This window comes from Microbacterium sp. 71-36 (genome assembly GCF_001898305.1).
Taxonomy (GTDB): Bacteria; Actinomycetota; Actinomycetes; order Actinomycetales; family Microbacteriaceae; genus Microbacterium.
On the sequence record NZ_MKTP01000002.1, the window covers coordinates 235,003 to 259,782 of the forward strand.

25 protein-coding genes are annotated in these 24,780 nt (G+C 72.0%); 13 read left to right on the plus strand and 12 right to left on the minus strand.

The annotated features are described in order from the left end of the window. Positions 1 to 147 precede the first annotated feature (147 nt). A complete protein-coding gene (locus BGO45_RS09645) occupies positions 148 to 1,491 on the plus strand; it encodes a hemolysin family protein (protein WP_292693465.1) in 1,344 nt (447 codons plus the stop codon). Then, complete coding sequence (locus BGO45_RS09650) at positions 1,488 to 2,549, plus strand: hemolysin family protein (RefSeq protein ID WP_292693468.1); 1,062 nt, start codon at positions 1,488 to 1,490, stop codon at positions 2,547 to 2,549. Before BGO45_RS09645 ends, BGO45_RS09650 begins: the two co-directional genes overlap by 4 nt. A 38-nt stretch (positions 2,550 to 2,587) precedes the next feature. Here the strand turns inward: BGO45_RS09650 and BGO45_RS09655 are convergent, their stop codons facing one another. Continuing rightward, the gene (locus tag BGO45_RS09655; RefSeq protein ID WP_292693470.1) at positions 2,588 to 3,646 is read right to left on the minus strand and encodes an NADH:flavin oxidoreductase/NADH oxidase; all 1,059 of its coding nucleotides are present in this window, start codon (positions 3,644 to 3,646) and stop codon (positions 2,588 to 2,590) included. A gap of 29 nt (positions 3,647 to 3,675) precedes the next feature. On the opposite strand from BGO45_RS09655, the gene BGO45_RS09660 reads away from it, so the two are divergent. The 4 genes from BGO45_RS09660 to BGO45_RS09675 all read left to right on the plus strand — a co-directional run bounded on the left by BGO45_RS09660 (position 3,676) and on the right by BGO45_RS09675 (position 7,837). After that, positions 3,676 to 4,527 (plus strand): ADP/ATP-dependent (S)-NAD(P)H-hydrate dehydratase, encoded by an 852-nt coding sequence (locus BGO45_RS09660; protein WP_292693473.1) that lies wholly within the window; start codon positions 3,676 to 3,678, stop codon positions 4,525 to 4,527. A gap of 112 nt (positions 4,528 to 4,639) precedes the next feature. Continuing rightward, complete coding sequence (locus BGO45_RS09665; RefSeq protein ID WP_292693476.1) at positions 4,640 to 5,944, plus strand: glycosyltransferase family 87 protein; 1,305 nt, start codon at positions 4,640 to 4,642, stop codon at positions 5,942 to 5,944. Positions 5,945 to 5,954: 10 nt separating this feature from the next. Then, positions 5,955 to 6,278: a thiamine-binding protein gene (locus BGO45_RS09670; protein ID WP_292693479.1), complete on the plus strand. Its 324-nt coding sequence runs from the start codon at positions 5,955 to 5,957 to the stop codon at positions 6,276 to 6,278. A gap of 278 nt (positions 6,279 to 6,556) precedes the next feature. After that, on the plus strand, positions 6,557 to 7,837 hold the full coding sequence (locus BGO45_RS09675) for an MFS transporter (protein WP_292693482.1): 1,281 nt from the start codon (positions 6,557 to 6,559) through the stop codon (positions 7,835 to 7,837). A 152-nt stretch (positions 7,838 to 7,989) separates the two neighbouring features. Here the strand turns inward: BGO45_RS09675 and BGO45_RS09680 are convergent, their stop codons facing one another. Continuing rightward, positions 7,990 to 9,195, minus strand: coding sequence for a homoserine O-acetyltransferase (locus tag BGO45_RS09680; protein ID WP_292693485.1), 1,206 nt, complete (start codon positions 9,193 to 9,195; stop codon positions 7,990 to 7,992). A gap of 96 nt (positions 9,196 to 9,291) precedes the next feature. On the opposite strand from BGO45_RS09680, the gene BGO45_RS09685 reads away from it, so the two are divergent. Further along, positions 9,292 to 9,987 (plus strand): SDR family NAD(P)-dependent oxidoreductase, encoded by a 696-nt coding sequence (locus tag BGO45_RS09685; RefSeq protein WP_292693488.1) that lies wholly within the window; start codon positions 9,292 to 9,294, stop codon positions 9,985 to 9,987. A gap of 160 nt (positions 9,988 to 10,147) precedes the next feature. Here the strand turns inward: BGO45_RS09685 and BGO45_RS09690 are convergent, their stop codons facing one another. Continuing rightward, positions 10,148 to 11,470, minus strand: a complete 1,323-nt coding sequence (locus BGO45_RS09690; protein WP_076490971.1) for a bifunctional o-acetylhomoserine/o-acetylserine sulfhydrylase — start codon at positions 11,468 to 11,470, stop codon at positions 10,148 to 10,150. Between the two features lie 235 nt (positions 11,471 to 11,705). Between BGO45_RS09690 and BGO45_RS09695 the strand changes: the two genes are divergently transcribed. After that, positions 11,706 to 12,488, plus strand: a complete 783-nt coding sequence (locus BGO45_RS09695) for an SDR family oxidoreductase (protein ID WP_292693492.1) — start codon at positions 11,706 to 11,708, stop codon at positions 12,486 to 12,488. Positions 12,489 to 12,497: 9 nt separating this feature from the next. Here the strand turns inward: BGO45_RS09695 and BGO45_RS09700 are convergent, their stop codons facing one another. Next, on the minus strand, positions 12,498 to 13,997 hold the full coding sequence (locus tag BGO45_RS09700) for an MFS transporter (RefSeq protein WP_292693494.1): 1,500 nt from the start codon (positions 13,995 to 13,997) through the stop codon (positions 12,498 to 12,500). Between the two features lie 78 nt (positions 13,998 to 14,075). On the opposite strand from BGO45_RS09700, the gene BGO45_RS09705 reads away from it, so the two are divergent. The 3 genes from BGO45_RS09705 (at position 14,076) to BGO45_RS09715 (ending at position 15,973) form a co-directional block, all read left to right on the plus strand. Then, complete coding sequence (locus BGO45_RS09705; RefSeq protein WP_076490969.1) at positions 14,076 to 14,570, plus strand: phosphoribosyltransferase; 495 nt, start codon at positions 14,076 to 14,078, stop codon at positions 14,568 to 14,570. After that, positions 14,567 to 15,253 carry a uracil-DNA glycosylase gene (locus tag BGO45_RS09710; RefSeq protein WP_292693499.1) on the plus strand — a complete coding sequence of 229 codons (687 nt, stop codon included), beginning with the start codon at positions 14,567 to 14,569 and terminating at the stop codon, positions 15,251 to 15,253. Before BGO45_RS09705 ends, BGO45_RS09710 begins: the two co-directional genes overlap by 4 nt. 108 nt (positions 15,254 to 15,361) lie before the next feature. Beyond that, positions 15,362 to 15,973 (plus strand): GNAT family N-acetyltransferase, encoded by a 612-nt coding sequence (locus BGO45_RS09715; RefSeq protein ID WP_292693502.1) that lies wholly within the window; start codon positions 15,362 to 15,364, stop codon positions 15,971 to 15,973. A 66-nt stretch (positions 15,974 to 16,039) separates the two neighbouring features. On the opposite strand, the gene BGO45_RS09720 is transcribed toward BGO45_RS09715, so the two are convergent. From BGO45_RS09720 to BGO45_RS09755, 8 genes are all read right to left on the minus strand, one after another. Next, positions 16,040 to 16,360 carry a protealysin inhibitor emfourin gene (locus BGO45_RS09720; protein WP_292693504.1) on the minus strand — a complete coding sequence of 107 codons (321 nt, stop codon included), beginning with the start codon at positions 16,358 to 16,360 and terminating at the stop codon, positions 16,040 to 16,042. After that, the gene (locus tag BGO45_RS09725) at positions 16,347 to 17,405 is read right to left on the minus strand and encodes a M4 family metallopeptidase (RefSeq protein WP_292693506.1); all 1,059 of its coding nucleotides are present in this window, start codon (positions 17,403 to 17,405) and stop codon (positions 16,347 to 16,349) included. Before BGO45_RS09725 ends, BGO45_RS09720 begins: the two co-directional genes overlap by 14 nt. 49 nt (positions 17,406 to 17,454) lie before the next feature. Continuing rightward, positions 17,455 to 18,246 (minus strand): ABC transporter ATP-binding protein, encoded by a 792-nt coding sequence (locus BGO45_RS09730; protein WP_292693507.1) that lies wholly within the window; start codon positions 18,244 to 18,246, stop codon positions 17,455 to 17,457. Beyond that, the gene (locus tag BGO45_RS09735) at positions 18,243 to 19,049 is read right to left on the minus strand and encodes an ABC transporter ATP-binding protein (protein ID WP_292693508.1); all 807 of its coding nucleotides are present in this window, start codon (positions 19,047 to 19,049) and stop codon (positions 18,243 to 18,245) included. The genes BGO45_RS09730 and BGO45_RS09735 overlap by 4 nt, the downstream gene beginning before the upstream one ends. Continuing rightward, a complete protein-coding gene (locus BGO45_RS09740; protein ID WP_292693509.1) occupies positions 19,046 to 19,915 on the minus strand; it encodes an ABC transporter permease in 870 nt (289 codons plus the stop codon). The genes BGO45_RS09735 and BGO45_RS09740 overlap by 4 nt, the downstream gene beginning before the upstream one ends. Further along, positions 19,912 to 20,862 carry an ABC transporter permease gene (locus BGO45_RS09745; RefSeq protein WP_292693510.1) on the minus strand — a complete coding sequence of 317 codons (951 nt, stop codon included), beginning with the start codon at positions 20,860 to 20,862 and terminating at the stop codon, positions 19,912 to 19,914. Before BGO45_RS09745 ends, BGO45_RS09740 begins: the two co-directional genes overlap by 4 nt. Then, a complete protein-coding gene (locus BGO45_RS09750; RefSeq protein ID WP_292693512.1) occupies positions 20,859 to 22,370 on the minus strand; it encodes an ABC transporter substrate-binding protein in 1,512 nt (503 codons plus the stop codon). Before BGO45_RS09750 ends, BGO45_RS09745 begins: the two co-directional genes overlap by 4 nt. 136 nt (positions 22,371 to 22,506) lie before the next feature. Further along, entirely contained in the window at positions 22,507 to 23,424 is a 918-nt protein-coding gene (locus BGO45_RS09755; RefSeq protein WP_292693514.1) for an alpha/beta hydrolase, read from the minus strand. 106 nt (positions 23,425 to 23,530) lie between these two features. Between BGO45_RS09755 and BGO45_RS09760 the strand changes: the two genes are divergently transcribed. Then, positions 23,531 to 24,064 (plus strand): carboxymuconolactone decarboxylase family protein, encoded by a 534-nt coding sequence (locus tag BGO45_RS09760; RefSeq protein ID WP_292693516.1) that lies wholly within the window; start codon positions 23,531 to 23,533, stop codon positions 24,062 to 24,064. After that, positions 24,061 to 24,771, plus strand: a complete 711-nt coding sequence (locus BGO45_RS09765; protein ID WP_292693518.1) for a tyrosine-protein phosphatase — start codon at positions 24,061 to 24,063, stop codon at positions 24,769 to 24,771. The genes BGO45_RS09760 and BGO45_RS09765 overlap by 4 nt, the downstream gene beginning before the upstream one ends. Positions 24,772 to 24,780 lie beyond the last annotated feature (9 nt).

Genomic DNA, 24,780 nt, shown 5'->3' on the forward strand with positions numbered 1-24,780 from the left:
CCCATCCTGGAGGGTCGGAACGGATGCCGTCGGGCCGGTGCCCGTGGGCGCGCGAGGCCCTAGAATCGGGGGCACGATGGACGACCCTCCCAGTTGTAGACCCGAGCCCCGACGACCCTCTCCCGCGCCGAGCGGGGGTGACGCGTGATGGACTACGTCATGTTGGGCGTGGGGCTGCTTCTCACGGTGGGCACCGGACTCTTCGTCGCGAGCGAGTTCGCGCTGGTCAACCTGGACCGCGCCGACCTCGAGTCGCGACGCGAGGCGGGCGAGACCCGGCTGTCGCTGACGATCGACGCCCTGCGGATCACCTCGACCCACCTCTCGAGCGCCCAACTGGGGATCACCCTGACGACGCTCCTCACGGGGTACACGATGGAGCCGGCCATCTCGAACCTCCTGCGGCCGGTGTTCCTCTCGTGGTCGATCCCCGAGGCCGTGGTCGGTCCGGTCGCGGCCGTCCTCGGCATCGCGATCGCGACGATCCTGTCGATGATCCTCGGCGAGCTCGTCCCGAAGAACTTCGCCCTCGCGGTGCCGCGTCAGGCGGCCAAACTCGTCATGCCCTTCCAGGTGGCCTTCACGATGGTGTTCCGCCCCGCGGTCGCCGTCCTCAACGGCAGCGCCAACGGTGTGCTGCGGGCGGTCGGCGTGGAGCCCAAGGAGGAGCTGTCCGGCGCGCGCACGGCCGAGGAGCTGTCGAGCCTCGTCCGGCGCTCCGCCAGCGCCGGCATGCTCGAGAAGGACACCGCCTCGCTCCTCGATCGCAGCCTCACCTTCGCCCGGCTGAGCGCCGCCGACGTCATGACGCCCCGGCCGAGCGTGCACGCGCTCGCCGCGGGCGAGCCCACCGACGCCGTCATCCAGCTCGCGCGCCGGACCGGGCACAGCCGCTTCCCCGTCTACGACGAGTCGATGGACGACATCATCGGCGTCGTGCACCTCAAGGCCGCGGTGGGCGTGCCCCGCGATCGCCGCGGAGACGTCCCCGTGGCCGCCCTCGCGACCGAACCGCTCCGCGTGCCCGAGACGGTCCACCTCGACACCCTCGTGGCGGAGCTCCGTTCGCGGGGCTACCAGATGGCGATCGTCGTCGACGAGTACGGCGGCACCGCGGGCGTGGTGACGCTCGAGGACCTGGTCGAGGAGATCGTCGGCGAGGTGCTGGACGAGCACGACCGCTCGCGCGCGGGCGTCGTGCGCACCGCGGCCTCCCTCACCTTCCCCGGCGATCTGCGCCCCGACGAGCTCCTCGACCGCGCCGGGGTGCGCGTTCCTGAGGGTGACGTCTACGACACCGTCGGCGGATTCCTCATGGCCGAGCTCGAGCGCATCCCGAAGGCCGGCGACACCGTCGAGATCGAGGAGGGGCTCCTGACCGTGCAGCGCATGGACGGGCGCCGCGTCGACCGCGTGCAGTTCACGCCCGCGCCCGCCGAGGAGGACGTCGACGACCTCGTGCGCGCCGCCAAGGGAGGTGACCAGCGATGAGCGACTGGGCCGGAATCGCGTGGCTGGTGGTGCTACTCGCCGCCAACGCCTTCTTCGTCGGGTCGGAGTTCGCCGTCATCTCGGCGCGCCGATCGCAGGTCGAGCCCCTCGCCGAGCGCGGCTCGCGATCGGCCAAGACCGCGCTGTACGCCATGGAGCACGCGACGCTCATGCTCGCGACGTGTCAGCTCGGCATCACGATCTGCTCGCTGCTGATCCTGAACGTCTCCGAGCCGGCGATCCACCACCTCATCGCCGAACCGCTGGGGCTGACGGGGCTCTCCGAGGCGGCGGTCGACGTGGCGGGCTTCATCGTCGCGCTGCTGCTGGTGTCGTATCTGCACGTCGTGTTCGGCGAGATGGTGCCGAAGAACCTCGCGTTCTCGCTGCCCGACCGTGCCGTGTTGATGCTCGCTCCGCCGCTCGTGGCGGTGTCGAAGGCGTTCTATCCGATCATCGTCGCGCTGAACTGGACGGCGAACCACATCGTCCGCCTGTTCCGGGTCGAGCCGAAGGACGAGGCGACCTCGACCTACACGCTCGACGAGGTCGCCACGATCGTGAACCAGTCGCGCCGCGAGGGCGTGCTCGACGACGCGGCCGGCACGGTGACGGCGGTCGTGGAGTTCACCGAGAAGAAGGCCGCCGACATCGCGGTGCCGATGGCCGACCTCGTCACGCTCCCCGAGACGACGACGCCCGCCGAGATCGAACGGGCCGTCGCCCTGCACGGGTACTCGCGCTATGTGATCGTCGATCCGCACGGACACCCGACCGGATACGTCCACCTCAAGGACGTCCTCCGCGTCGCCGAGGGACCGGAGGACGAAGCCCGCATGGCGCGGCCCATCCCGACCAAGCGCATCCACCACATGGTGTCGGTGCTGGAGTCGACGGACCTGGAGGACGCGCTCGCGCTCATGCGGCGCTCGGGCCGGCACCTCGCGCAGGTGCGCGACGAGAGCGGCGACGTGCGCGCCGTGCTGTTCCTCGAGGACGTCATCGAGGAGCTCGTGGGCGAAGTGCAGGATGCCACGGCCCGCCGTCGGTTCGTCTGACGGCGGGGCGCGGCATCCGGGTCGCTGAGTAGGCGCGCTCAGTACGCCCGCAGGTACTGCGCCGGGGCGGGGACCTCGGCACCGAGCTCGACCGCGGCGCGGAGCGCGTAGTGCGGGTCGCGCAGCCATTCGCGGGCGGAGAGCACCGCGTCGGCGCGCCCCTCCGCGATGACCGAATCCGCCAGGCGGGCATCGTCGATCATGCCGACGGCGGCGACCAGGATGCCGGTCTCCCGGCGCACCTTCTCCGCCAGCGGCACCTGGTATCCCGGGCCGGGCTGGATGCTCTGGTGCGGCACGAGCCCGCCGCTGGAGACGTCGACGAGGTCGGTGCCCGCCGCAGCGACGCGCGAGGCCGCGCGGACGGTGTCGTCGATGTCCCAGCCGCCGTCCGCGGCGTCCGTGCCCGAGAACCGCACGAACACCGCCGCGTCGGGCGCGGCCTCACGCACCGCCGCGGTCACGCGCTCGAGCAGGCGCACGCGTCCGTCGAACGACCCGCTGTACTCGTCGTCTCGGTGGTTGCTCAGCGGCGAGAGGAACTGGTGCAGCAGGTAGCCGTGGGCGGCATGGATCTCGAGCACCTCGAAGCCGGCCGCGACCGCGCGGCGGGCGGCATCCGCGAAATCGGACACGACCTTCTCGATGCCCGCTGCGTCGAGCTCTCGGGGCTCGGTGAAGCCGGGGTAGGCGATCGCCGACGGGGCGACGGTCGTCCAGCCGCCGTCCTCGACGGCCACGGATCCCCGGCCCCCGGTCAGCGGCGACGTGGTCGACGCCTTGCGTCCCGCGTGACCGAGCTGCACGCCCGCGACCGCACCGCGCGCGCGGATCGCGGCGACGATCGGCGTCCAGGCCTCGACCTGCGCGTCGTTCCACAGCCCGACATCGTCGGGGGAGATGCGACCCTCCGGTGAGACCGCGGTGGCCTCGGCGATCACGAGGCCGGCGCCACCGGCGGCGAACTGGGCGAGGTGCACGTGGTGCCAGTCGTTCGGGATGCCGTCGACGGCGCTGTACTGGCACATGGGCGAGACCCACAGGCGGTTGCGCATCTCGATACCGCGGACGGTCAGGGGAGTGAAGAGGGTGCTCACATCGACCTCTCTCGTTCTAGGGTGACGCCATGACGGCGAGGGACTGGACGGGGCACGAAGCGGCCCGCACACTTCGGAGGCCAACCGGCGCCGACGACAAGTATTCCCGCGGGGTCGTGGGGCTGCGCACCGGATCGACCCGGTACCCCGGGGCCGCGGTGCTCGGTGTCGAAGCCGCCTGGCGCACCGGGACCGGCATGGTGCGCTACCTCGGCCCCGCGCGGGCGCAGGACCTGGTGCTGCAGCGACGGCCCGAGACCGTGACCGCGGACGGCCGGGTGCAGGCGTGGGTCATCGGATCGGGCACGGATGCCGCCGAGCGCGACGCCGCGGAGACGGCGGCACTCCGCGGCATCCTGTCCGGCGGCGTGCCGGTCGTGGCGGACGCCGGGGCGCTCGATCTCGTCCCGGCGGCGTCGGCCCCGGTGATCGTGACGCCGCATTCGCGGGAACTGGCGAAGCTCCGCGCGGCGCTGGGGCTCGACGCCGTGGACGCCGCCGATGACGACGAGCGCGAGCGGGTGGCGGCCGAGACCGCCGAGGCGCTCGGCGCGGTCGTCCTGTCCAAGGGCGCCGTGACGATCGTCGCGGCGCCGGGCGGGTGGGCGCGGCGCATCTCGACGGGCACGCCGTGGTTGGCGACCGCCGGCACGGGCGACGTCCTGGGCGGGGTGCTGGGCGCGGTCGTCGCCGGGGCGGCCGCGGCGGGGCACACGGCCCTCGAGGACCTGGCGGCCTGCGCCGCCACGGCCGCCTGGGTGCACGGCGCCGCCGGCACCGCTGCGGCCGACCGGCACGGGCGCTCCGGCGGTCCGATCACCGCCCTCGACGTCGCGGAGGCGGTGCCGGGGGTGATCGCCGTCGCCCTCGCCGCCGGCTGAGGGACTCGATCGCATAACGGTTGCCGGGATCGTGCCCGCGGGGCGGGGTGTGCGGGCGGTCGACGGCATCCGGCGTCCGGGGCGCTCAGGCACGCCCGCTTAGGATGATCCGGTGGTGAGGCGTGTCGTCGTTCTGTTGCTGGCGTTCGTCGCCGTCCATGTGACCGTGGGGGTCCTCGGCTTCCAACAGCCCAACGAGCCCATGGGTGACGTGTATCTGGTGTACGAACCGTGGTCGCGCTGCGCCCTGTTCGGCGGTGTGGACGTGTCGTCCTGCACCCGGTCGGTCGGGTGGGAGTGGCCCGGCATCACCGAGAAGTGGATCTACCCCCAGCTCGCCTTCCTGCCGATGACGTTCGCGTGGCTGTTCGCCTGGGCCATCTCGTACACCCCGGCGTGGGCGCTCACCGTCTCGCTCGCCAACCTCGTCGCCTTCGTGGTGCTCGTGGGCTCCGGCCGTTCGCGCGGCCGCGTCCTCGCCGCCTGGTTCTGGCTCGCCGCGATCCTGCTCATCGGGCCCGTGGGGATCTACCGCATCGACGGCATCACCGTCCCGTTCGCGATCCTCGGCGGCATCTGGCTCGTGCGCCGACCGTTCGTGGCATCCGTGCTGCTCTCGATCTCGATCTGGATGAAGGTGTGGCCCGCGGCGATCCTGGCGGCCGGCGTCGTCGCCGTACGTCGTCGGTTGGCGTTGGTGTGGGGTGCGATCGCGGTCTCGCTCGCGACGATCATCCCGGTGGTCGCGCTCGGCGGCGCGCCGTACGTCTTCGGTTTCGTCGGGGACCAGACCTCCCGCGGCATCCAGATGGAGGCCCCGGTCGGCGGGCTGTACATGTTCCTCGCCTCGTTCTACGTCCCCGGCTCCGAGGTGTACTACGACGGCACCGTGCTGACCTTCCAGGTGACCGGTCCGGGCGCCGACGTCGTCATCGCCGCGATGACGCCGATCATGCTGCTGGTGATGCTCGCCGTGCTGATCGTCGGGGCCCGGAAGATGTGGCTCGGCGCGACGTTCCTGCGCGTGTTCCCGCCGCTGGCTCTGGCGCTGGTCACGGCGTTCATCGCGCTCAACAAGGTCGGGTCGCCGCAGTACTATGTGTGGCTCTTCCCCCCGGTGGTCATCGGGCTCCTCCTGGACCGGCGCCGTTGGTACGGCTTCGCCGCGCTGACCCTCGTGATCGCGGGCGTGACGCAGTGGGTATACCCGCTCGTCTACGACGGGCTCATGGCCACCCACCCGGCCCCCTTCCCGGTGTTCCTGCTCGAGGTGCGCAACCTCCTCGGTCTCGTGCTGATGGTCTGGGCCATCGTCCGCGTCCTTCGGGCGCCCACGCACCGCGTCGCGCGCCCCGCCGACCTGCGCGAGTGGGTGCTCGGGCGGCGCTCCGTTCCGTCCCGCGCCGTCGCGAAGTAGCCTCTCTCGCATGCTCATCGCTTTCTCGGTCGCCCCCTCCGGCGTCGGCACCGCTTCCGCGGAGGACGCCGACGGATCCGTGCACGACGCCGTCGCCGCCGCGGTGGCGGTCGTCCGCGCCTCCGGGCTTCCCCACCGCACGACCTCGATGTTCACCGAGGTCGAGGGGGAGTGGGACGAGGTGTTCGACGTCGTGAAGCGCGCGACGGACGCGGTCATGCCCTACGGCTCCCGCGTCTCGCTCGTGCTGAAGGCCGACATCCGCCCCGGGCGCACGGGCGAGATCGACGGCAAGATCGAGCGCCTCGAGCGCGCGATCGACGACGCGTCCTGAGGACACCGGGCTCCGCCGGGTAGGGCCGTGTCCCGGCGGGTCGTATCCGTCCGGCGCTGCGCCCTGGCATCCCGCCGCGGGCTGTGCGCCGGGCCGCGCCGGTGTCGCGTCCGTCCGGCGCTGCGCCCTGGCATCCCGATAAACGCGATTCACGACGAGACACGCGCTCTCCCGTCGTTTCTGGCCGTGGGTGGCGTTTATCGCCGCACTCGGGAGCCCGACACGCGGTGCGCCGAATCGATTCGCCACGGCCGGGCGCGGGCGACTACCATCGCGGAGTGACCTCTTCGACGACCTCGAAGGGCGCGGCGAAGCGGGCGCTCCTTTCTCTCGCCATCGGCAGCTTCGGTATCGGCATGACGGAATTCGTCGTGATGGGCCTCCTGCCCAACATCGCGCGCGACCTCCTTCCCTCCGCCTGGGCGGCGTCCCCCGATGACGCCATCGCGCAGGCGGGGTGGCTCGTCTCGCTCTACGCCCTCGGCGTGGTCGTCGGCGCGCCGACGATCGCCGGGTCGGTGGCCCGGTTCCCGCGGCACCGCGTGATGATCGTGCTCGCCGCCGCCCTCGCCTTCTTCACCCTGCTCACGGTGATCGCCCCGACGTTCGAGTTGGTCGCGGCATCCCGCTTCCTCGCCGGGCTCCCGCACGGCGCGTACTTCGGCATCGGCGCACTCGTCGCCGCCGACGCGCTGGGCCCCGGCAACCGCGCCAAGGGCGTGGCGTTCGTCCTCACCGGTCTCACGATCGCCAACGTCGTCGGCGTACCGCTGGGCACGCTCCTGGGCCAGCAGGTCGGGTGGCGCGCCGCGTTCGCGGTGGTCGCCGGCATCTTCCTGCTCGCGACGCTCTGCATCGCGTTGTTCGTCCCCGCCCATCCCGGGATGCCGGGGCGCCGGCTCCGCGACGAGCTCCGGGTCTTCCGCCTGGGCCAGGTCTGGTTCGCGCTCGGCATCGGCGCGATCGGGTTCGGCGGCTTCTTCGCGATGTACAGCTACATCGCGCCCATGGTCACCGAGGTCGCCGGTCAGCCGGAGTGGGTCGTCTCGCTCGTCCTGGTCATCGTCGGTCTGGGGATGACTTTCGGCAACGTGATCGGCGGGAGCCTGGCCGACAGAGACCTGCGCTTCTGGCTGCGCGTCGGTCTGATCTCGCTCGGCGTCGCATCCGTGGGCCTCGCCCTCACGGCCGGGTGGGTGGTGAGCCTCGTGGCTTTCGCTTTTCTCGTCGCGTTCTGCGGCTCGGCGCTGAGCCCCGCGATCCAGACGCGCCTCATGGACGTGGCGGAGGACAACCAGTCGATCGCCGCGGCCCTCAACCACTCGTCGCTGAACATCGGCAACAGCCTCGGGGCGTTCCTCGGCGGTCTCGTCATCGCCGCGGGGTTCGGGCTCGTCGCGCCCGCGTGGGTCGGTGCCGTGCTGGCGCTCGCCGGCCTGGTCGTCGCGATCATCTCGTACCGCGTGGAGGACCGCAGCGGTCGTCACGCCGCGCACCGGATGCCGGCGGCCGAGGCCGCGACCACCGCCATCACGGGATCGATCCCGACGCAGGGCTGAATCCGCACGCCGTCTCGCGCGGTGTCCGGCGCGCGGCGCCGTCCTCGGTGTCCAGGACACGCGGATGCCACGGGCTCGCGCCCGCGTGTTGTGGACACTCAGCGGATGGGGCCGGCGCGTGCCGAGGAGCGCCGCGTCCGCGGCATCCCCGGTCAGTCGGCGAAGAGCCGCCGCAGGTGGTGGTCGACCGCGGCGGTCTCGATGAGGAACCCGTCGTGCCCGAAGTCGCTCGTGAGGACCACGGCCTGGTCTCCGTCGAGCGTGTTCGGGATGCCGCGGGCGATGCGGTGCTGCCCGTCCACCGGGAACAACCGGTCGGTGTCGACCCCGAGCACCAGGGTCGTGGCCGTGACGCGGCGGAGCGCGTCCTCGACGCCGTCGCGGTCGCGCCCGACGTCGTGCGAGTTCATCGCCTCGACCAGGGTGAGGTAGCTGTTCGCGTCGAAGCGTCGCGTGAACTTGTTGCCGTGGAAGTCGAGGTAGGACTCGACGGCGAACCGCCCGCCGTGCCCGAGGGGGCTGACGCCCGACTGCCACGAGCGCTGGAACCGCTGATTGAGCTCGGTGGGGCTGCGGTAGTTCAGCAGCGCCATGCGCCGCGCCAGGGCGAGACCGCGGTGCGGGCCGTCGCCGTCCGCGGCGTCGTAGAACGCGCCGCCCGCGAACCGCGGATCCATCCGGATCGTGTCGGCCTGCACGGTGTTGAGCGCGATCTGGTCGGCGGTCGTGATCGGCGGCGACGACAGGATCGCCGCGCGCGCGACTCGATCGGGATGACCGACCGCCCATTCCAGCGCGTGCATCCCGCCCATCGAGCCGCCGACGACCGCGGCCCAACGCTGGATTCCCAGCGCGTCCGCCAGGAGCGCCTGCGCCCCCACCTGGTCACGGATCGTCAGGTACGGGAAGCGCGCGGCCCACTCGTAGCCGTCGGGCGCGATGCTCGCCGGTCCCGTCGAGCCCTGGCATCCTCCGAGCATGTTCGGGGCGACCACGAACCAGCGGTCGGTGTCGATCGCCGCCCCCGGTCCGACGAGGTCGCCCCACCAGCCCGCGGTGGGGTGGCCGGGACCGGCCGAGCCGCGCACGTGGCTGTCGCCGGTGAGGGCGTGGAGGATCAGGACCGCGTTGTCGCGTGCGGGGGAGAGCACACCCCACGTCTCGTAGGCCAGGCGGAAGCCGGGGAGGCTCTGACCGTTCTCGGTGCGGAACTCCCCGAACGCCGCGAAGCGCCGCTCGCCCACGGGGTCGCCGTCGCGCCAGGCGCCGGTCGCGGGCGGCCGCCCGAGGAGGGAGCGGGCGTCGGCCTCCGTGATCGGCGCCGACGGCACCGTGTCTTCGGAGATCTGCCAGTCCATGGCATCCATTCTCCCGGGTCGGGGACGGCGCATACCGACTGTTACGTGCTTGTCCAGCCCCGGCTTGCGTCCCCTGCCGGCGGAGACAATCCCGGCATGGCGAACTTCCTCCTCATCGCGGCCTCGAGCGACATCGGCGCCGCAACCGCTCGGCGTCTGCGCGACGCCGGCCACCGCGTGATCACGACCGCACGCGACACGTCGGTGATCGAGCCCGACATGATCCTGGATGCCACCGACTTCGACGCCGTCGACCGGGCGGTGGCGGAGGCGGGCGACCTGGACGGCATCGCGGTGTTCGCGGGGTCGATGCTGCTCAAGCCCGCGCACCTGACCTCGCGCGAGCAGTTCGACGACATCGTCGCCGCCTCGCTCACGACGTCCTTCGCTGCGGTGCGGGCGGCGGGGAAGCATCTCCGCGGAGGGTCCGTCGTCCTCACGTCGTCGGCCGCGGCGCTGGCGGGGCTGTCGAACCACGACGCCATCGCGGCGGCGAAGGCCGGGGTCATCGGACTGACCCTCTCGGCGGCGGCGAGCTACGCCGCGCGCGACCTGCGCATCAACGCCGTCGCGCCGGGACTGGTGCAGACGCGGTTGACCGAGGGCCTCACGTCGAGTGAGACGTCGCGCAAGGTGTCCGAGGCGATGCACCCTCTCGGCCGGCTCGGTGAGCCCGACGACGTCGCACGCGCGGTGGAGTTCCTCCTCGACCCGGCCAACGCCTGGATCACCGGCCAGGTGCTCGGCGTCGACGGCGGTCTCGGCAGCCTCCGCCCGCGGCAGAAGGCCTGACCGCGCGAGACCGACGGCGAGCGGAGGAGAAACGCGGAGGGGAGGATGCCCGGGCCGTGCGGCATCCTCCGTTCGCCGGATCTCCTCCCGCGCGTACCCCGCGAGCGAACGCGACGACGCCCCGACCCGGCGGACCGGATCGGGGCGTCGTGGGCGGTGCTCAGGCGCGAGCGGCCTCGGACAGGCGACGCGCGGCGGCGAGGGCCTGGTCGAGGTCGGCCTTGAGGTCGGCGATGTTCTCCAGCCCCACCGACAGGCGCACCAGGCCCGGCGTGACGCCGGAGGTGAGCTGCTGCTCGGGCGTGAGCTGCGAGTGCGTCGTCGAGGCGGGGTGGATGACGAGGGAGCGCACGTCGCCGATGTTGGCCAGGTGGCTGAACAGGTCGAGCGAGTTCACGAACTCGCGCCCGGCCTCGACTCCGCCCTTGAGCTCGAACGACAGCACCGCACCGACGCCCTTCGGGGCGTAGTTGTTGGCGGCGGCGTACCAGGGCGAGGTGGGAAGGCCCGAGTAGTTGACGCTCGCGACGTCGTCGTGCGACTCGAGCCACTCGGCGATCTCCTGCGCGTTCTGCACGTGACGTTCGATGCGCAGCGACAGGGTCTCGAGGCCCTGGATGAGCAGCCACGCGCTCTGCGGCGAGATGGCGGCACCGAGGTCGCGCAGCAGCTGGACGCGGGCCTTGATGATGTACGCCAGCCCATCGCCGACGGCGGTCGTGTACGAAGCGCCGTGGTACGACGGGTCGGGCTCGGTGAGGCCGGGGAACTTCTCGACGTTCTCCGACCACGCGAACTTCCCCCCGTCGACGATGACGCCGCCGATGGTCGTGCCGTGTCCGCCGATGAACTTGGTGGCCGAGTGGATGACGATGTCGGCACCGTGCTCGAAGGGGCGGATCAGGTACGGGGTCGCGATCGTGTTGTCGACGATGAGGGGCACGCCGCTCTCGTGCGCGACGTCGGCCACCGTGCGGATGTCGAGGACGTTGATCTTCGGGTTGCCGATGGTCTCGGCGAAGAAGAGCTTCGTGTTCGGGCGGACCGCCGCGCGCCATGCCTCGGGGTCGTCCTGGTTCTCGACGAAGGTCGTCTCGATGCCGAGCTTGGCGAGGGTGTACTTGAACAGGTTGTACGTGCCGCCGTAGATGGAGCTCGACGAGACGATGTGGTCGCCCGCCTGGGCGATGTTCAGCACCGCGAACGTCTCCGCCGCCTGACCGCTCGCGACCAGGAGGGCTCCGGTGCCCCCCTCCAGCGCGGCGATGCGCTGCTCGACGACGTCCTGCGTGGGGTTCTGGATGCGGGTGTAGATGTTGCCGAACTCGGCCAGCGCGAACAGGTTCGCGGCGTGGTCGGCGTTGTCGAACACGTACGACGTGGTCTGGTAGATCGGCGTCGCACGAGCCTTGGTCACCGGGTCGGGCTGCGCCCCGGTGTGGATCTGCTTGGTTTCGAAACGCCAGTTCTCGGGTGCGGACACGGCTGCTCCTCAAGTTCTCGGGGACCGCGACGGATGCCGTGGCCTGCAGCGAGCGTACGGACGCCCGGTCGGGCCGACAACAGGACGGACACGCGCCGTAACGTGGGCCCGCCGTAACATTCGGCGGGGCCGCCGCGCGATCCCGGGCCGGGGCGGGGTGCCGGGGGTCTCGCGCGTCGTCACACTCCCGACCGTGCCGCGGCCGGTGCCCCCGCCCGCCGGTAGCGTGGATGCCATGACCAGACGTGCGGTGGTGACCGGGGCGAGTTCGGGTATCGGTGAGGCGACGGCGCGGGAACTCCGTGCGCGCGGGTGGGACGTGGTGGGCGTGGCCCGGCGAGCGGAGCGTCTGGCCGCGCTCGAGGCCGAGACCGGGATCGTCGCGCACGTCGCCGACCTCACCGACGGCGACGCCGTCGCGACTCTCGCCTCCTGGCTGGAGGAGACCGGCGGTGTCGACGCGCTCGTCCACGTCGCCGGCGGTGCGCGCGGCACCGACCGCGTCGAGGACGGCGACCCCGACGACTGGCGCTGGATGTTCGAGACCAACGTCCTGTCGTCGCAGCGGCTCGTGGCATCCCTCCTCCCGCTCCTGCGGCGGGCGGCCGCGCGCGCCGGACACGCCGACCTCCTGTTCGTCACATCGACGGCGGCGCAGACGGCCTATCCGGGCGGTGCGGGGTACAACGCGGCCAAGGCGGGGGAGTCGATGCTCGTGGCGGCGCTCCGGCAGGAACTGAACGGCGAGCCGCTGCGCGTCATCGAGATCGCGCCGGGGATGGTCCGGACCGAGGAGTTCACCCTCAACCGACTGGGCGGAGACCGCTCCGGCGCCGACAAGCTGTACGAGGGCGTCGAGGCGCCGCTGCGGGCGGAGGACGTCGCGGATGTCATCGCCTACGCGGTGGACGCGCCCGGCCACGTCAACCTCGACCTGGTGACGTTGCGCCCGGTGGCCCAGTCCGCTCAGCATCTGCTGGCGCGCGGCCCGCTCCGCGTCCGGGACGCGCGGGACTGACCGGGCGCGTCAGGCGACGTCGCCGCGACCCGCTCCGGCCGCGGCCTCTGCTTCGGCGGTGTCGGCGAAGGCGACCTTCGGAACGAACAGCAGCAGCACCGCCGCGACGAACCCGCCCGCCGCGCAGATCGACCACACCGTGATGTACCCCGCCAGCGGTGCCGCGGTGGCGGCCACCGCCGCACCCGCGCCTCCGGCGAGGACGACCCCGAACACCGCGGACGACATCGTGCCGCCGACCGTCTTGGTCGTGTTCGTCAGCGCGGATGCCACACCCGTCTGTCCGCGCGGAGCCGCCGCCGCTGCCGCCGCCGGCATCGCGGCGACGAGCGCGCCCGAGCCGAGGCCGGCGATGGCGAGGCACAGCAGCACCTCCCACAGTTCGGTGTGGAGGGGGACGAGCAGCAGATAGCCGATGCCGACGAGGGCGGCGGCACCGATGAGCACCGCGCGGGGGCTCGCGCGCCGGGACGTCACCGCGAACAGCACCGCACCCACGATCAGCGAGACGAGGTACACGCCGATCACGTTGGAGCGGTCGGTGGCGTCCAGGCCCAGGCCGTAGCCGAGCGAGCGATCCGTGCCGGCGTAGGTCGCGAGGGGGCCCTGCGCGCCGAGCAGGCTGATGCCGACGAGGAACGACGTGACCTGAACGGGCCACATCTCCGGTCGGCGCAGCACTCGGATGTCGACCGCGGGGTCGGGACGGCGCAGTTCGTAGCGTGCGAACACGACGAGCAGGGCCGCGCCGACAACGAGCAGCGGGACGATGACGGCGGGCCCCGGGCCCGCGGGAAGCCGCACGAACGACAGCGCGCCGGTGAGGCACAGCAGGGCGGCGGCGAGCAGCACGAAACCGCCGATGTCCAGCCGTCGGGCCCCCGGCATCCGCTCCGACTCCGGCACCCCGAACCAGATCACCAGGCACACCAGCGTCACCGCGATCGCCGGGATCGTGAGCGACAGCCGCAGGTCACCCCCGGTGGCGGCGAAGAAGCGCCCCGCGGCGAGGGCGCCGAGGATCGCGCCGGCCTGCAGCCCCACGACGAGAAGACCCGCCGCCCGGCGCGTCTGCGAGACGCCGCGGCTCTGCCGCCGACCGCGGTCGAAGATGAGGGCGATCTCCAGCGGGAGCCACACGACGTAGAAGCCCTGGAGCGCCCACGCCAGGAGGAACGTCGGGAAGGAGTCGGCGAACACCAGCCACCAGCTCGCGGCCGCCGTCGCGATCGCCGAGGCGAGCAGGATGCGCTTGTGCCCGAACACGTCGCCGAGCTTGGCGAGGATCGGCAGGACCAGCGCGGAGAGCAGCAGCTGCGCCGCCTCGAACCAGTTGACGTCGGCATCCCGGATGCCGAGGTGCGCGACGATGTCGGGCAGCAGCGGCACGTAGTACCCCTGCAGGATGCCGCTGGCGAGCTCGACCAGCACGAACCACCCGATGAGTCCCGCGGTCACCCCGAGTGCGGACCCGCGCACCCGGCCGACCGCGCCGGAGACGCGCGACATGGCGCGAGGCTAGCACCGCGCGGGGCGGCATCCGGGAGACACCCTAGGGTGAAAGGCACACGAAGAGAGGGGATCCGCGTGGCGGAGACGACCGACGAGCGCGAGCGACTGACCTGGGACGACTTCGGGGACGCGACGCGCGACATCTCCCGCGCGATCGTCGCCGACGGATTCCATCCCGAGGTGGTCGTCGCGATCGCCCGCGGCGGGCTGCTGCCCGGCGGAGCGATCGCCTACGGCCTGGGAGTGAAGAACTGCGGCGCCCTGAACGTCGAGTTCTACACCGGCATCGGGACGGTCTTGGACGCCCCCGAGGTGCTGCCGCCCGCGCTGGACCTGTCGTACCTTTCGGGGCGTCGGGTGCTGCTCGTCGACGACGTCGCCGACAGCGGACGCACGCTCGACCTCGCGGTGAAGCTGCTCGACCGCCACGGGGCGGACGCGCGGTCCGCGGTGATCTACACCAAGCCGACCACGATCATCGCCCCGGACTATTCGTGGAAGGACACCTCGCTCTGGATCGACTTCCCCTGGTCGCACCAGGGATCGGTGCACGAGGAAGACGCCGCGTGACGGCGAAGTCGCTCGCCGAACTCGCCGATGCCGGCCTGATCGACTCCTCGTGGGTCGAGCCGCTGATGCCCGTGGCGGGCGACATCGCTGCGATCGGTGAGCGGCTGCGGGCGGAGGGTCAGCCTTACCTCCCCGCGGGCGACCTCGTGCTGCGGGCGTTCCGTACTCCGATCGACGCGGTGCGCGTGCTCATCGTCGGCCAGGACCCGTACCCGACCCCGGGCCACCCGATCGGACTGTCGTTCGCCGTGGACCCGCACGTGCGCCCGCTGCCGCGGAGCCTGTCGAACATCTATCGCGAACTGTCGGAGGATCTCGGTGTCCCGCCGGCTCCCCACGGTGATCTCTCGCCCTGGGCCGCGCAGGGCGTCATGCTGCTGAACAGGGTCCTCACCGTGGCGCCGGGGGCGCCCGCCTCGCACCGCGGCTGGGGATGGGAACGCGTCACCGAGCACGCGATCCGCCGTCTCGTCGCGCGCGGGACTCCTCTCGTCGCGGTGCTGTGGGGGAGGGATGCCGCGAACCTCACGCCGCTCCTCGGCGACACCGCGATCGTCTCCTCGGCGCATCCCTCGCCGCTCTCGGCGAGCCGCGGGTTCTTCGGCTCCCGCCCGTTCTCCCGCGTGAACGCGCTGCTCGAGGAGCAGGGCGCCGCGCCCGTGGACTGGCGCCTGCCCGCCTGAGCGGTCGGCGGGACGGGAGCTTCCGACAGCGGACGCCGCGATCCGCACCGCGGGACGAGGGCGACGCGGTTACGCGCCGGAAACCGGCGCCCCCGTAGAGTGGCGTCCGTGCTGGAAGAGGAGTACGAGAAGAGCCGCCGACGCTTGCCCGCGCACCTGCGGCGAGCCCCGGAGGTCGAACGGCCGTTCTCGTACGAGATCCGCCCCGCGACCGAGGCCGACATCCCCGACATCCGCGAGATCTACAACTACTACGTGCGCAACTCCGTCGTGACCTTCGACGAGAAGCCGTGGTCGATCGCGAAGTGGCGCGAGAAGTACACGAAGCTCAAGCAGATCGACCTTCCGTTCCTCGTCGCTCAGGCGCCGAGCGGGCAGATCCTCGGCTACGCGCTGGTGCAACCGTGGCAGTCCAAGTCGGCCTATCGCTACACGGTCGAGAACTCGATCTATCTGGGTCAGGCGGCCTCCGGGAAGGGACTCGGACGCGCCCTCCTCGAGGCGCTCATCGACGCGTGCGCGGAGAAGGGGATCCGCGAGATGGTCGCGGCGATCAGCGACAAGGGGGCGGAGGCGTCGATCGCGCTGCACGAGAAGCTCGGCTTCACGGAGGTCGGTCGCATGGGGCGCGTGGGCTTCAAGTTCGGCCGGTGGCTCGGCGTCGTCTACCTCCAGAAGAGCATCCCGTCGAAGAAGAAGCGCCGGAAGCTGTTCGGCTGAGCGAAGGCTCCTCGGGGCGGCGTGCCCGTCAGGCGTGGGGCGCAGCAGCGCGGTGGCCCCGCCGCATCAGTGCGGGCGCGTCGGCGCGGCGGACTGGCGCACCTCGTCGACGAGTTCCCGCCACGGGCCCGCCATCTGCCCGTCGCCGAGCTGTGCACGGTGGGCGGTGGACGCCCCGTCGAGCACTTCGATGCGCCACTGGAACCGGTCGGCGCCTCGAGTGGACGGTGGGGGAGCGTCCCACGGGCAGCTCTCGACGAGCCGACGCCAGTGTGGTCGAAGGTCGGGTTCGGGCTCGGTCCGCCACTGCTTCGTCAGACCGGCGAGGCCGCCCGAGCGCACCACGACGATGACCATACGGTCGTCTGCGGCCTCAGGCTCCGGCATCCTCTGCGACGCCCACCCCGGCCCACGCGGCGCGGACGGCGTCGACCTCCTCCGACTTCTCACCGTACTCCGCGGTCGCGGTGGCGACGGTGGCGGCCGCGAACGCCGCGAAGTCGGCGGTGGGGGACAGCGAGCCGGAGGTCAGCGTCCGGTACCAGATCAGCCCCGCGTGCTCCCACGCGAACCCGCCCAGCCGCTTCGCGACGAGGAAGAACGCGCGGTTCGGGATGCCGGAGTTGATGTGGACGCCGCCGTTGTCGTCGCTGGTCTCGACGTAGTCGCGCAGGTGCCCGGGCTGCGGGTCCTTGCCCAGCACGTCGTCGTCATACGCGGTGCCCGGTGCCGACATCGAGCGCAGGGCCGTGCCCTGCACGGCGTCGGCGAAGATGCCTGCGCCCACGAGCCACGTGGCCTGATCGGCGGTCTGGCCGAGGGCGTGCTGCTCGGCCAGCACCCCGAACACGTCCGACAGCGACTCGTTCAGCGCACCCGACTGGCCGTGGTACTCCAGGCCTCCGGCGGCCTCGGTCACCCCGTGGCCGAGTTCGTGCGCGATGACGCTGAGCGACCGGGTGAACCCGATGAACACGTCGCCGTCGCCGTCGCCGAAGACCATGCGCTCGCCGTTCCAGAACGCGTTGTCGTAGTCTTCGCCGAAGTGGACGGTCGCCAGCAGCGAGCCGCCCGCTCCGTCGATGCCGTCGCGCGCGAAGGCGTCCCAGAAGAAGTCGAACGTCGCGCCGAGCCCGTCGTACGCCTCGTCGACCGAGCGGTCGCCGGTGGCCGCGTCGTCTTCGGTGCGCACGCGGCGACCCGGCAGCCGCTCGGTGTTCGCGGCATCCGAGATCACGCGGTCGGGCGTCGGCGCTGCCTCGGCCACCAGCGCGCCGGCGTCGACCGAGAGACGCAGCCGCGTGCGGACGGGGCGCGCGGGTCGCGGGACGGTGAGGGTCTTGCGTGCGGCGGCGGCCGCGCGCGCGAGGCGTGGATCGTCGGTGGACGCGAGCCGATCCAGGAGGAAGGGGGGAACGATGCCGGGGGTCATGCGGCGAGGCTAACGCGGGCCACCGACACGCGGCATTCCTTGTGAAGAACTACCCGGGCAGCGTCGGGACCGACGCGAGCAGCTGCCGCGTGTAGGCCGCCTGCGGCTGCAGGAGCACCTTCTCGGTGGGCCCCTGCTCGACGACCCGACCATCCTTCATCACGACGACCTCGTCGCACACGTTCTGGACCACGCCGATGTCGTGGGACACGAGCACGAGGGTGAGCTGCTGCTCGGCGCGCAGCTCGGCGAGGAGACGCAGGATCTGCGCGCGCACCGTCACGTCCAGCGCCGACAGGGGTTCGTCGCCGACGAGGATGCGCGGACGGTGCACGATCGCGCGGGCCAGGGCGATGCGCTGACGCTGGCCGCCCGAGAACTGGTGCGGGAAGCGGTCGGCGGCATCCCGGTCCAGGCCGACCTGCTGCAGGACCTCGCGCACCCGCGCGCGCCGATCGCCCTCGATGCCGAGCGCCCACAGCGGTTCCCCGACGATGCGTCCGACGCTCATGCGGGGGTCCAGCGACGCGTACGGGTCCTGGAACACGATCCCGGTGCTCCGCCGCAGCCAGTGCAGCGACCGCGCCGAGCCGCGGGCGTCGACGGCGCGCCCCTCGACCTCGACGGTGCCGCCCGTGGGGATGTCGAGCCCGAGCAGAAGGCGCACGAGGGTGGACTTCCCCGACCCCGACTCGCCGATGATCCCGACCGCCGAGCCCGCCCGGACGGAGAGGTCGACATCCTGCAGCCCCGGGGTGCGCTCGGCGCCGCCGAACCCGCGGGAACGGGGCGTCAGGTAGGTGCGGGAGAGGCCCCGGGCGTGCACGATCACGTCGCTCACGGCGCGTCCTCCTCGTCGCGTCGGACCTCCGGATGCCAGAGCGTCGCGGTCGCGTCCCGCAGCAGCGCCCGCGTGACGGGCGAAGAGGGGGAGCGCAGCAGGTCTCCCACCGCGCCCTCCTCGACGACGCGCCCGTGCTCCAGGACGACCGCGTGGGTCGCGACCTGCGCGAGGACGGCGAGGTCGTGGGTGATGAACACCAGCGACATCCCGGCATCCTGGACCAGAGAGCGCAGGAGCGACAGGACGCCGGCCTGGATCGTCACGTCGAGGGCGGTGGTCGGTTCGTCGGCGATCAACAGTCGGGGACGGCACGCGAGCGCCATCGCGATCGCCACGCGCTGCCGCTGACCGCCGGAGAGCTGGTGCGGGTAGCGGGACACGATCCGCGCGGGATCGGGCAGCGCGACGCGGTCGGCCTCGGCGACGGCGCGTCGGAGCGCCTCACGCCTCGATACGCCCTCGTGGATGCGGATCGACTCGCCGATCTGGCGACCGACGGTGCGGATGGGGTTCAGGGCCGTCCGCGGCTCCTGGAAGACGATGCCGATGTCGTCGCCGCGCAGCCGCGCGAGTTCGCGGTCGGGGAGTCCGAGGATCTCACGGCCGTCCCACCGGATGCTGCCGGTCGCGGTCGCGGCATCCGGGAGAAGTCCCAGGAGAGCGAGCGCCGTCAGGGACTTGCCCGATCCGGACTCGCCGATGATTCCGACACGTGCGCCGTCCGGAACGACGAAGCTCACCCCGTCGACGACCGCTCGACCGCCGATCTCGATGCGCAGGTCCTCCACCTCGAGGCTCACGCGACCACCCCCGGAACGTGCGTGCGCGCCTGAGGTGCCCGCTCGGCGAGCGTCGGGTCGGCCGCTTCCCGCAGCGCGTCACCGAGGAGGTTCAGCCCCAGCACCGTGAGCGTGATCGCGAGGCCCGGCCACACCACCGTCAACGGGTGGACCGAGATGTACGCCTGCAGATCGCTCAGCAGCACGCCCCACGACGGTTGCGTGATCGGAGCGCCGAACCCGAGGTACGACAGCCCCGCTTCGGCGAGCACCGCGACGGCCATGCCCCACGACAGCTGCACGATGAACACCGGCGCGACGTTGGGAAGCAGGTGCCGCCAGAGGTTCTGCGCGGGGGTGAGTCCGCTCGCGCGTCCGGCGAGCACGAAGTCGCTCTGCAGCACCCGCCGGAGCTCCGGCCGCGTCACCCTCGCGATGTTCACGCCGAAGCCGATGCCGACCGACCAGATGACGACGGCCAGGGAGCCGCCCCAGACGGCGCTGATCATCATCGCGATGATCAGGACGGGGAACGCCACCAGGATGTCCACGAGCACCGCGACGCTCTCCCGCACCCAGCGGGCCGTCAGAGCACCGAGGGCGGCGAGGGCGAGACCGAGCAGCGACGCCACGACGCCCGCGCCCACGGCGACGACGAGGGTCGTACGTGCCCCGGCCATGAGCAGACTCAGGATGTCGCGGCCGTTCCCGTCGGTGCCGAGCAGGTGCGGCCACGACGGGTCGCTCCACCGGGCGCGCGCGTCGACGCTCGCGGGGTCGAACGGTGTCCAGACCAGCGACACGAGCGCCGTGAGCGCGATCGCGACGACCACCAGGATGCCGAAGCGCCCCGTGCCGATGCCCCACAGTCGTCGCAGCGTGCTCACGCGGCCTCCCTCTGCCGGGGGTCCAGGAGACGGTGCACGAGGTCGACCAGGAAACCGACGACCAGCACGAAGCCGGTGAGGGCCAGCAGCTCGCCCTGCACCTTCGGCAGATCCCGTGCCGAGACGTCGGCCACGAGCATCCGCCCGATCCCGGGCAGGGTGAACAGCTGCTCGATCACGACCGCGCCGACGATGATGCCGGCGATCTGCAGCCCGAGGACGGTGACGACCGAGAGCCCGACATTGGGCAGACCGTGGAACACGAGCGCCCGTGTGCGGGTGAGCCCCTTCGCGGCGGCGGTACGGACGTAGTCCTGGCCCATCGCCTGCAGCGTCGCGCTGCGGACGAAGCGCAGCAGCATCGCACCCTCGACGACGCCGATGGTGATCGCGGGGAGGATGAGCGCCCGGAATGCGGCGGCGGGGTCGTTCCACCCCGCACGGGGGAAGCCCTGCGGGGGGAGCCAGCCCAGCCACACGGCGAACACGACGACGAGCATCATGCCCGCCCAGACCACCGGGACGGCGGCGACGGCCTGGGCGCCGACGCTCAGGGCCGTGCCGTCGGTGCGCCCGCGCCGGAGCGCGGACAGCACGCCGAAGGGCAGCCCCACCGCGAGGGCCACCGTGAGCGACATCACGGCCAGCGGGACGGTGACCTGGGATTTGTCTGCGAGCTCCGTGCCGACCGAGACGCCGGTGATGAGCGACGTGCCGAGGTCGCCGCGGAGGACGCCGCCGATCCAGTCGCCGTACTGCTGCCAGAGCGGCAGGGTGAGCCCGAGCTTCTCGCGCAGCGCGTCGACCTGCTCGGGCGTCGCCTGCGTCCCCCCGATGAGGAGGGCGACGTCGCCGGGCAGCACCCGCAGCGACGCGAAGATCAGCACGCTCGACACGGCCAGGCCCAGCACGAGAAGGCCCAGCCGTGTCAGCGTGTAGCGGATCACTCCGACGTGACCGTCACGCCGGCCAGGGGCAGGCGCACGTTCAGCGAGTTCTTCGGGAAGTTCGCGACGTTGTCCGCGATCGCCGTGAGCGGCGTCGAGAGGAACAGCCAGTCGGCGGCATCCTCATCGGACACGATGCGCGCGGCCTCGGCGAGATAGTCGGACGACTGCTGTTCGTCGGTGGTCGCCAGCGCCTGCGCGTACAGGCTCTGCACCTGGGGGTTGTCGTAGCCGAAGTAGTACGCCGGGTTGGCGAAGTTGCCGAAGTCGCGCGCCTCGACGTGACGCACGAAGCTGAGGTCGTAGTCGTGGTTGGTGTAGACGTTCTTCAGCCAGGTGGGGAAGTCGACCGAGTTCACTTTGAGCGTCACGCCCACGTCGGCGAACGACGACACGAGGAACGTGGGGATCGAGGACGGATACACGCTCGGGATGGTGAGGGTGAGCGTCAGGTTCTCCGCGCCGGCCTCGGCGAGGAGCTCGCGTGCCCGGTCGGGGTTGTACGAGATGCTGCCGGAGAGGTCTTCGTAGCCCGGGTCGAGCGGCGGGATCGGGCCGGAGAGCGGCTGGCCGGCACCGAGGGTGTCGATGAGCGCCTGATGGTCGATCGACAGGCGCAGCGCCTCGCGCACCCGCTGGTCGGTCAGGGGGGCGCGGGCGTTGTTGAACGCCAGCGTCCCCTTGTCGGTGGTGAGGCCCGACTCGATGTGGAACCCGGCGACGCCGTCGACCTGGCCCTTGAGTTCGGGGTCGATCTCGAGCGCGACGTCCACGTCACCGCTCACCGCGGCGTTGATCGCGGCGCTCTGATCGGGGATGTAGTCGAGCACGACCTCGGCCACGCCCGCCTTCTCTCCCCAGTAGGCGTCGTTGCGCGTGAGAGTCAGGCTCTGGCCGGTGTTCCACGCGGACACCGTGAACGGACCCGTGCCGTTGGTGGCGGTCTCGAAGTTCGTGGTGTCGTTGTTCTTGAAGATCAGACCCGCGCGGCCCGTGAGGGCGAACAGGAAGTCGATGTTCGGCTGCGTGAGCGTGACGACGACCGTGGTCGGATCGGGCGAGCTGATGGATGCCACGCCCGCCAGGTCCGCGCTGTTCTGGATGGTGGCGTCGTCCTTGGCGGTCTGCAGCGAGGTCACCACGTCGTCGGCGGTCATCGCGGTGCCGTCGTGGAAGGTGACGCCCTGGCGCAGCGTGAAGGTGTACGTGAGTCCGTCGGCGGAGATGGTCCAGTCCGTGGCGAGCTCGGGCACGATCGCGTTGCCGTCGTCGCCGTTGCGGGTGACGAGGCCCTGGTACACGTTGTCGACGAGCGCCTGGTCGAGGGCGGCGCCGCTCGTGCGCCGGATGTCGAGGTTGGACGGCTCGAGCGACAGCCGGACGTTCAGGGTCGCGTTCGCGTCGGGCGCGCCGGTCGGGCCGGGCGTGGTCGACGTGCCGGTGCACGAGGTGAACAGGAGTGCTCCGAGGAGGAGGGCGCTCGTGGCGACGGCGGTTCGGCGCAGCATTGCGGGAGTGTCCTTTCGCAAGCCCCACGGCATCCGGGTGCTGTGCTGCCGTGGAGTGGGGTGAGGAAAGCCTACTTTCACCCGGCAGGGGCCACGCCGCGCGTGACACGGAGCGACACCGTCCGGCCGTGGGGCGTCAGACCGCGGTGAGGGTCTCTCGCAGGAGGGCGGCGAGTCCCGCGGGGTCTTCCTCCTGCACGTTGTGGGCGGTCGGAACGACCCGCACGCGTGCGTCCGCGGCTTGACGGACCAGCTCGTCCGCGTCGGCCGCGGTCACGAAACCGCGATCCGCGCGGACGAACAGGATCGGCGCCCGGACGGCGGCGATGTCATCCCACCCGGTCGATGCGAGCACCGCGCGCACGGCATCCGGTGTCGACGTGTCGGCCCCGGCGGCGGCAGCGGCCGCGGCGAGATGCGCGAAGTGGTGCTTCCACTCGACGCGGCCGTCGGGGCGGACACGGGTGTTGAGGAACACGCCGCGTTCGGCGGCGGACCGCGCACCGCCGAGTCCGAACGCCAGGGCCTTGTCGACGAGCTCGTCGCGCGTGGCCCAGTCGGTCGGACCCGCGAAGAACGCCCGCAGCTGCGCCGGGCCGCCACTCGGGTCGATCCCCGGCGTGATGTCGATGATCACGACCCTCTCCACGAGTTCCGGACGGGAGGCCGCGACGGCGGCGGCCGTGAGCCCGCCCAGGGAGTGGCCGACGAGCACCTGGGGCCGATCCGTCCAGGCCTCGAGCGCGGCGGCGACATCCGGCGCGAGGACGCGGCCGACGTAGGCGGCATCGTCCCGCCAGGAGGAGTCGCCGTGGCCGGCGAGATCCACCGCGAGCGCCGGCACCCCCAGGTGGAGCAGCGTGGTGTCCCAGGTGTGCGCGTTCAGCCCGGCGCCGTGCAGGAGCGTCACGCGCGGAGGTTCCTCCCCCCACCGCAGTCCGCTGAGCGTGCGTCCGTCCGGCAGGGTCAGGCCGACGCGCTCGACGCGGGGGACCTCGACGCCGGCGGCGGCGGCCTGAGCGGGCAGGAAGGAGAACTCGTCGGTCTCGGGCATGGTCCCAGCCTGTCACCGGCCACCCCGGGTCACCAGCGCGTGGACTCCGGCGGTCACACCTCGGCCTCCCGGATCCGGGGTCGGGGGTCCGCCGTAGGCTGTCGCCATGGGCGAAGAACGACGTGTTCACCTCTCCAGGAGTGCTCCCGAGGCCTACGCCGCGTTGCGGTCGTTGTCGAAGGTGGTCGGCGGGCTCGCGACGGCGGCCGGCATCGACGCGCGTCTGCGGGAGATCGTGCAGATCCACGCCTCGCAGCTCAACGGCTGCGCGTACTGCGTGCGCGTGCACGTCGACGGGGCGGTGAAGGCGGGGGTGGATGCCGATGTCATCGCGCAGATCGCCACCTGGCGCGAATCGGGCGTCTTCGACGAACGCGAGCGCGCGGCCCTCGAACTGACCGAATCGTTCACGTTCATCCACGACGAGGGCATCCCCGACGAGGTGTACGACCGCGCGGGCGGCATCCTGAGCGAAGAGGAGTACGTCGCCCTCAGCTGGATCCTCGTCGCCATCAACGCGTTCAACCGCGTGGCGATCGCGGGGCGGTACCCGGTCCCGCCCCGTGCCCCGGCAGCGACGCCGGGCGACGCCGCGTCGCCGACGGTCCCCGCCGCCCACGATCACGGGGGCGCCGCGTGAGGTCGCTCGTCTCCGGGGCGACCAACTTCCGCGACGTCGGGGGTCTCCCCGCCGGTGCCGGTCGAAGCCGCGCCGGGGTGCTCTACCGCTCCGGGAACCTCGTGCACGTCGACGACGAGGGCCTGCAGACGATGGACGATCTGGGGCTGCGCCGCATCATCGACCTCCGCGACGACGCCGAGGTGCGCCATGCGCCGAGCCGCGTCGACGGACTCGACGTCGAGGTGCAGCGCGTGCCGCTCTTCCTCGGATCCGTGGAATCCTTCTTCGCGCGCGACGTCAGCCTCGGCGAGCTGTACGCCGAGCTCGTCGAGGGCTCGGCCGCACGCATCGTCGACGCCGTGCGGGGGATCCTCGGCGCGCAGCCGGTCCTCATCCACTGCACCGTCGGCAAGGACCGCACCGGGGTCACCGTCGCCCTCGCGCTCGCCGCGGCCGGAGTCGACCGGGACGCCGTGATCGACGACTACGCCCGCACCGAGGGGCTGCTGCCCGCGGAGCGCAACCGGCAGGTGCTCGCCGGCATCCGGGCGCTGCATCCCGAGAACCGGCACGCCGAGGAGCTCGCCACGCGCTCGCCCGCGCCGGTGATGCGCGGCCTGCTGGAGCGACTCGACGCGGAGTACGGTTCGCCGGCGGACTTCCTGCGCGCCCATGGCCTGACCGACGCCGAACTCGCTCGTCTGCGGGCGGTCCTGATCGAGTAGCCCTCGGCC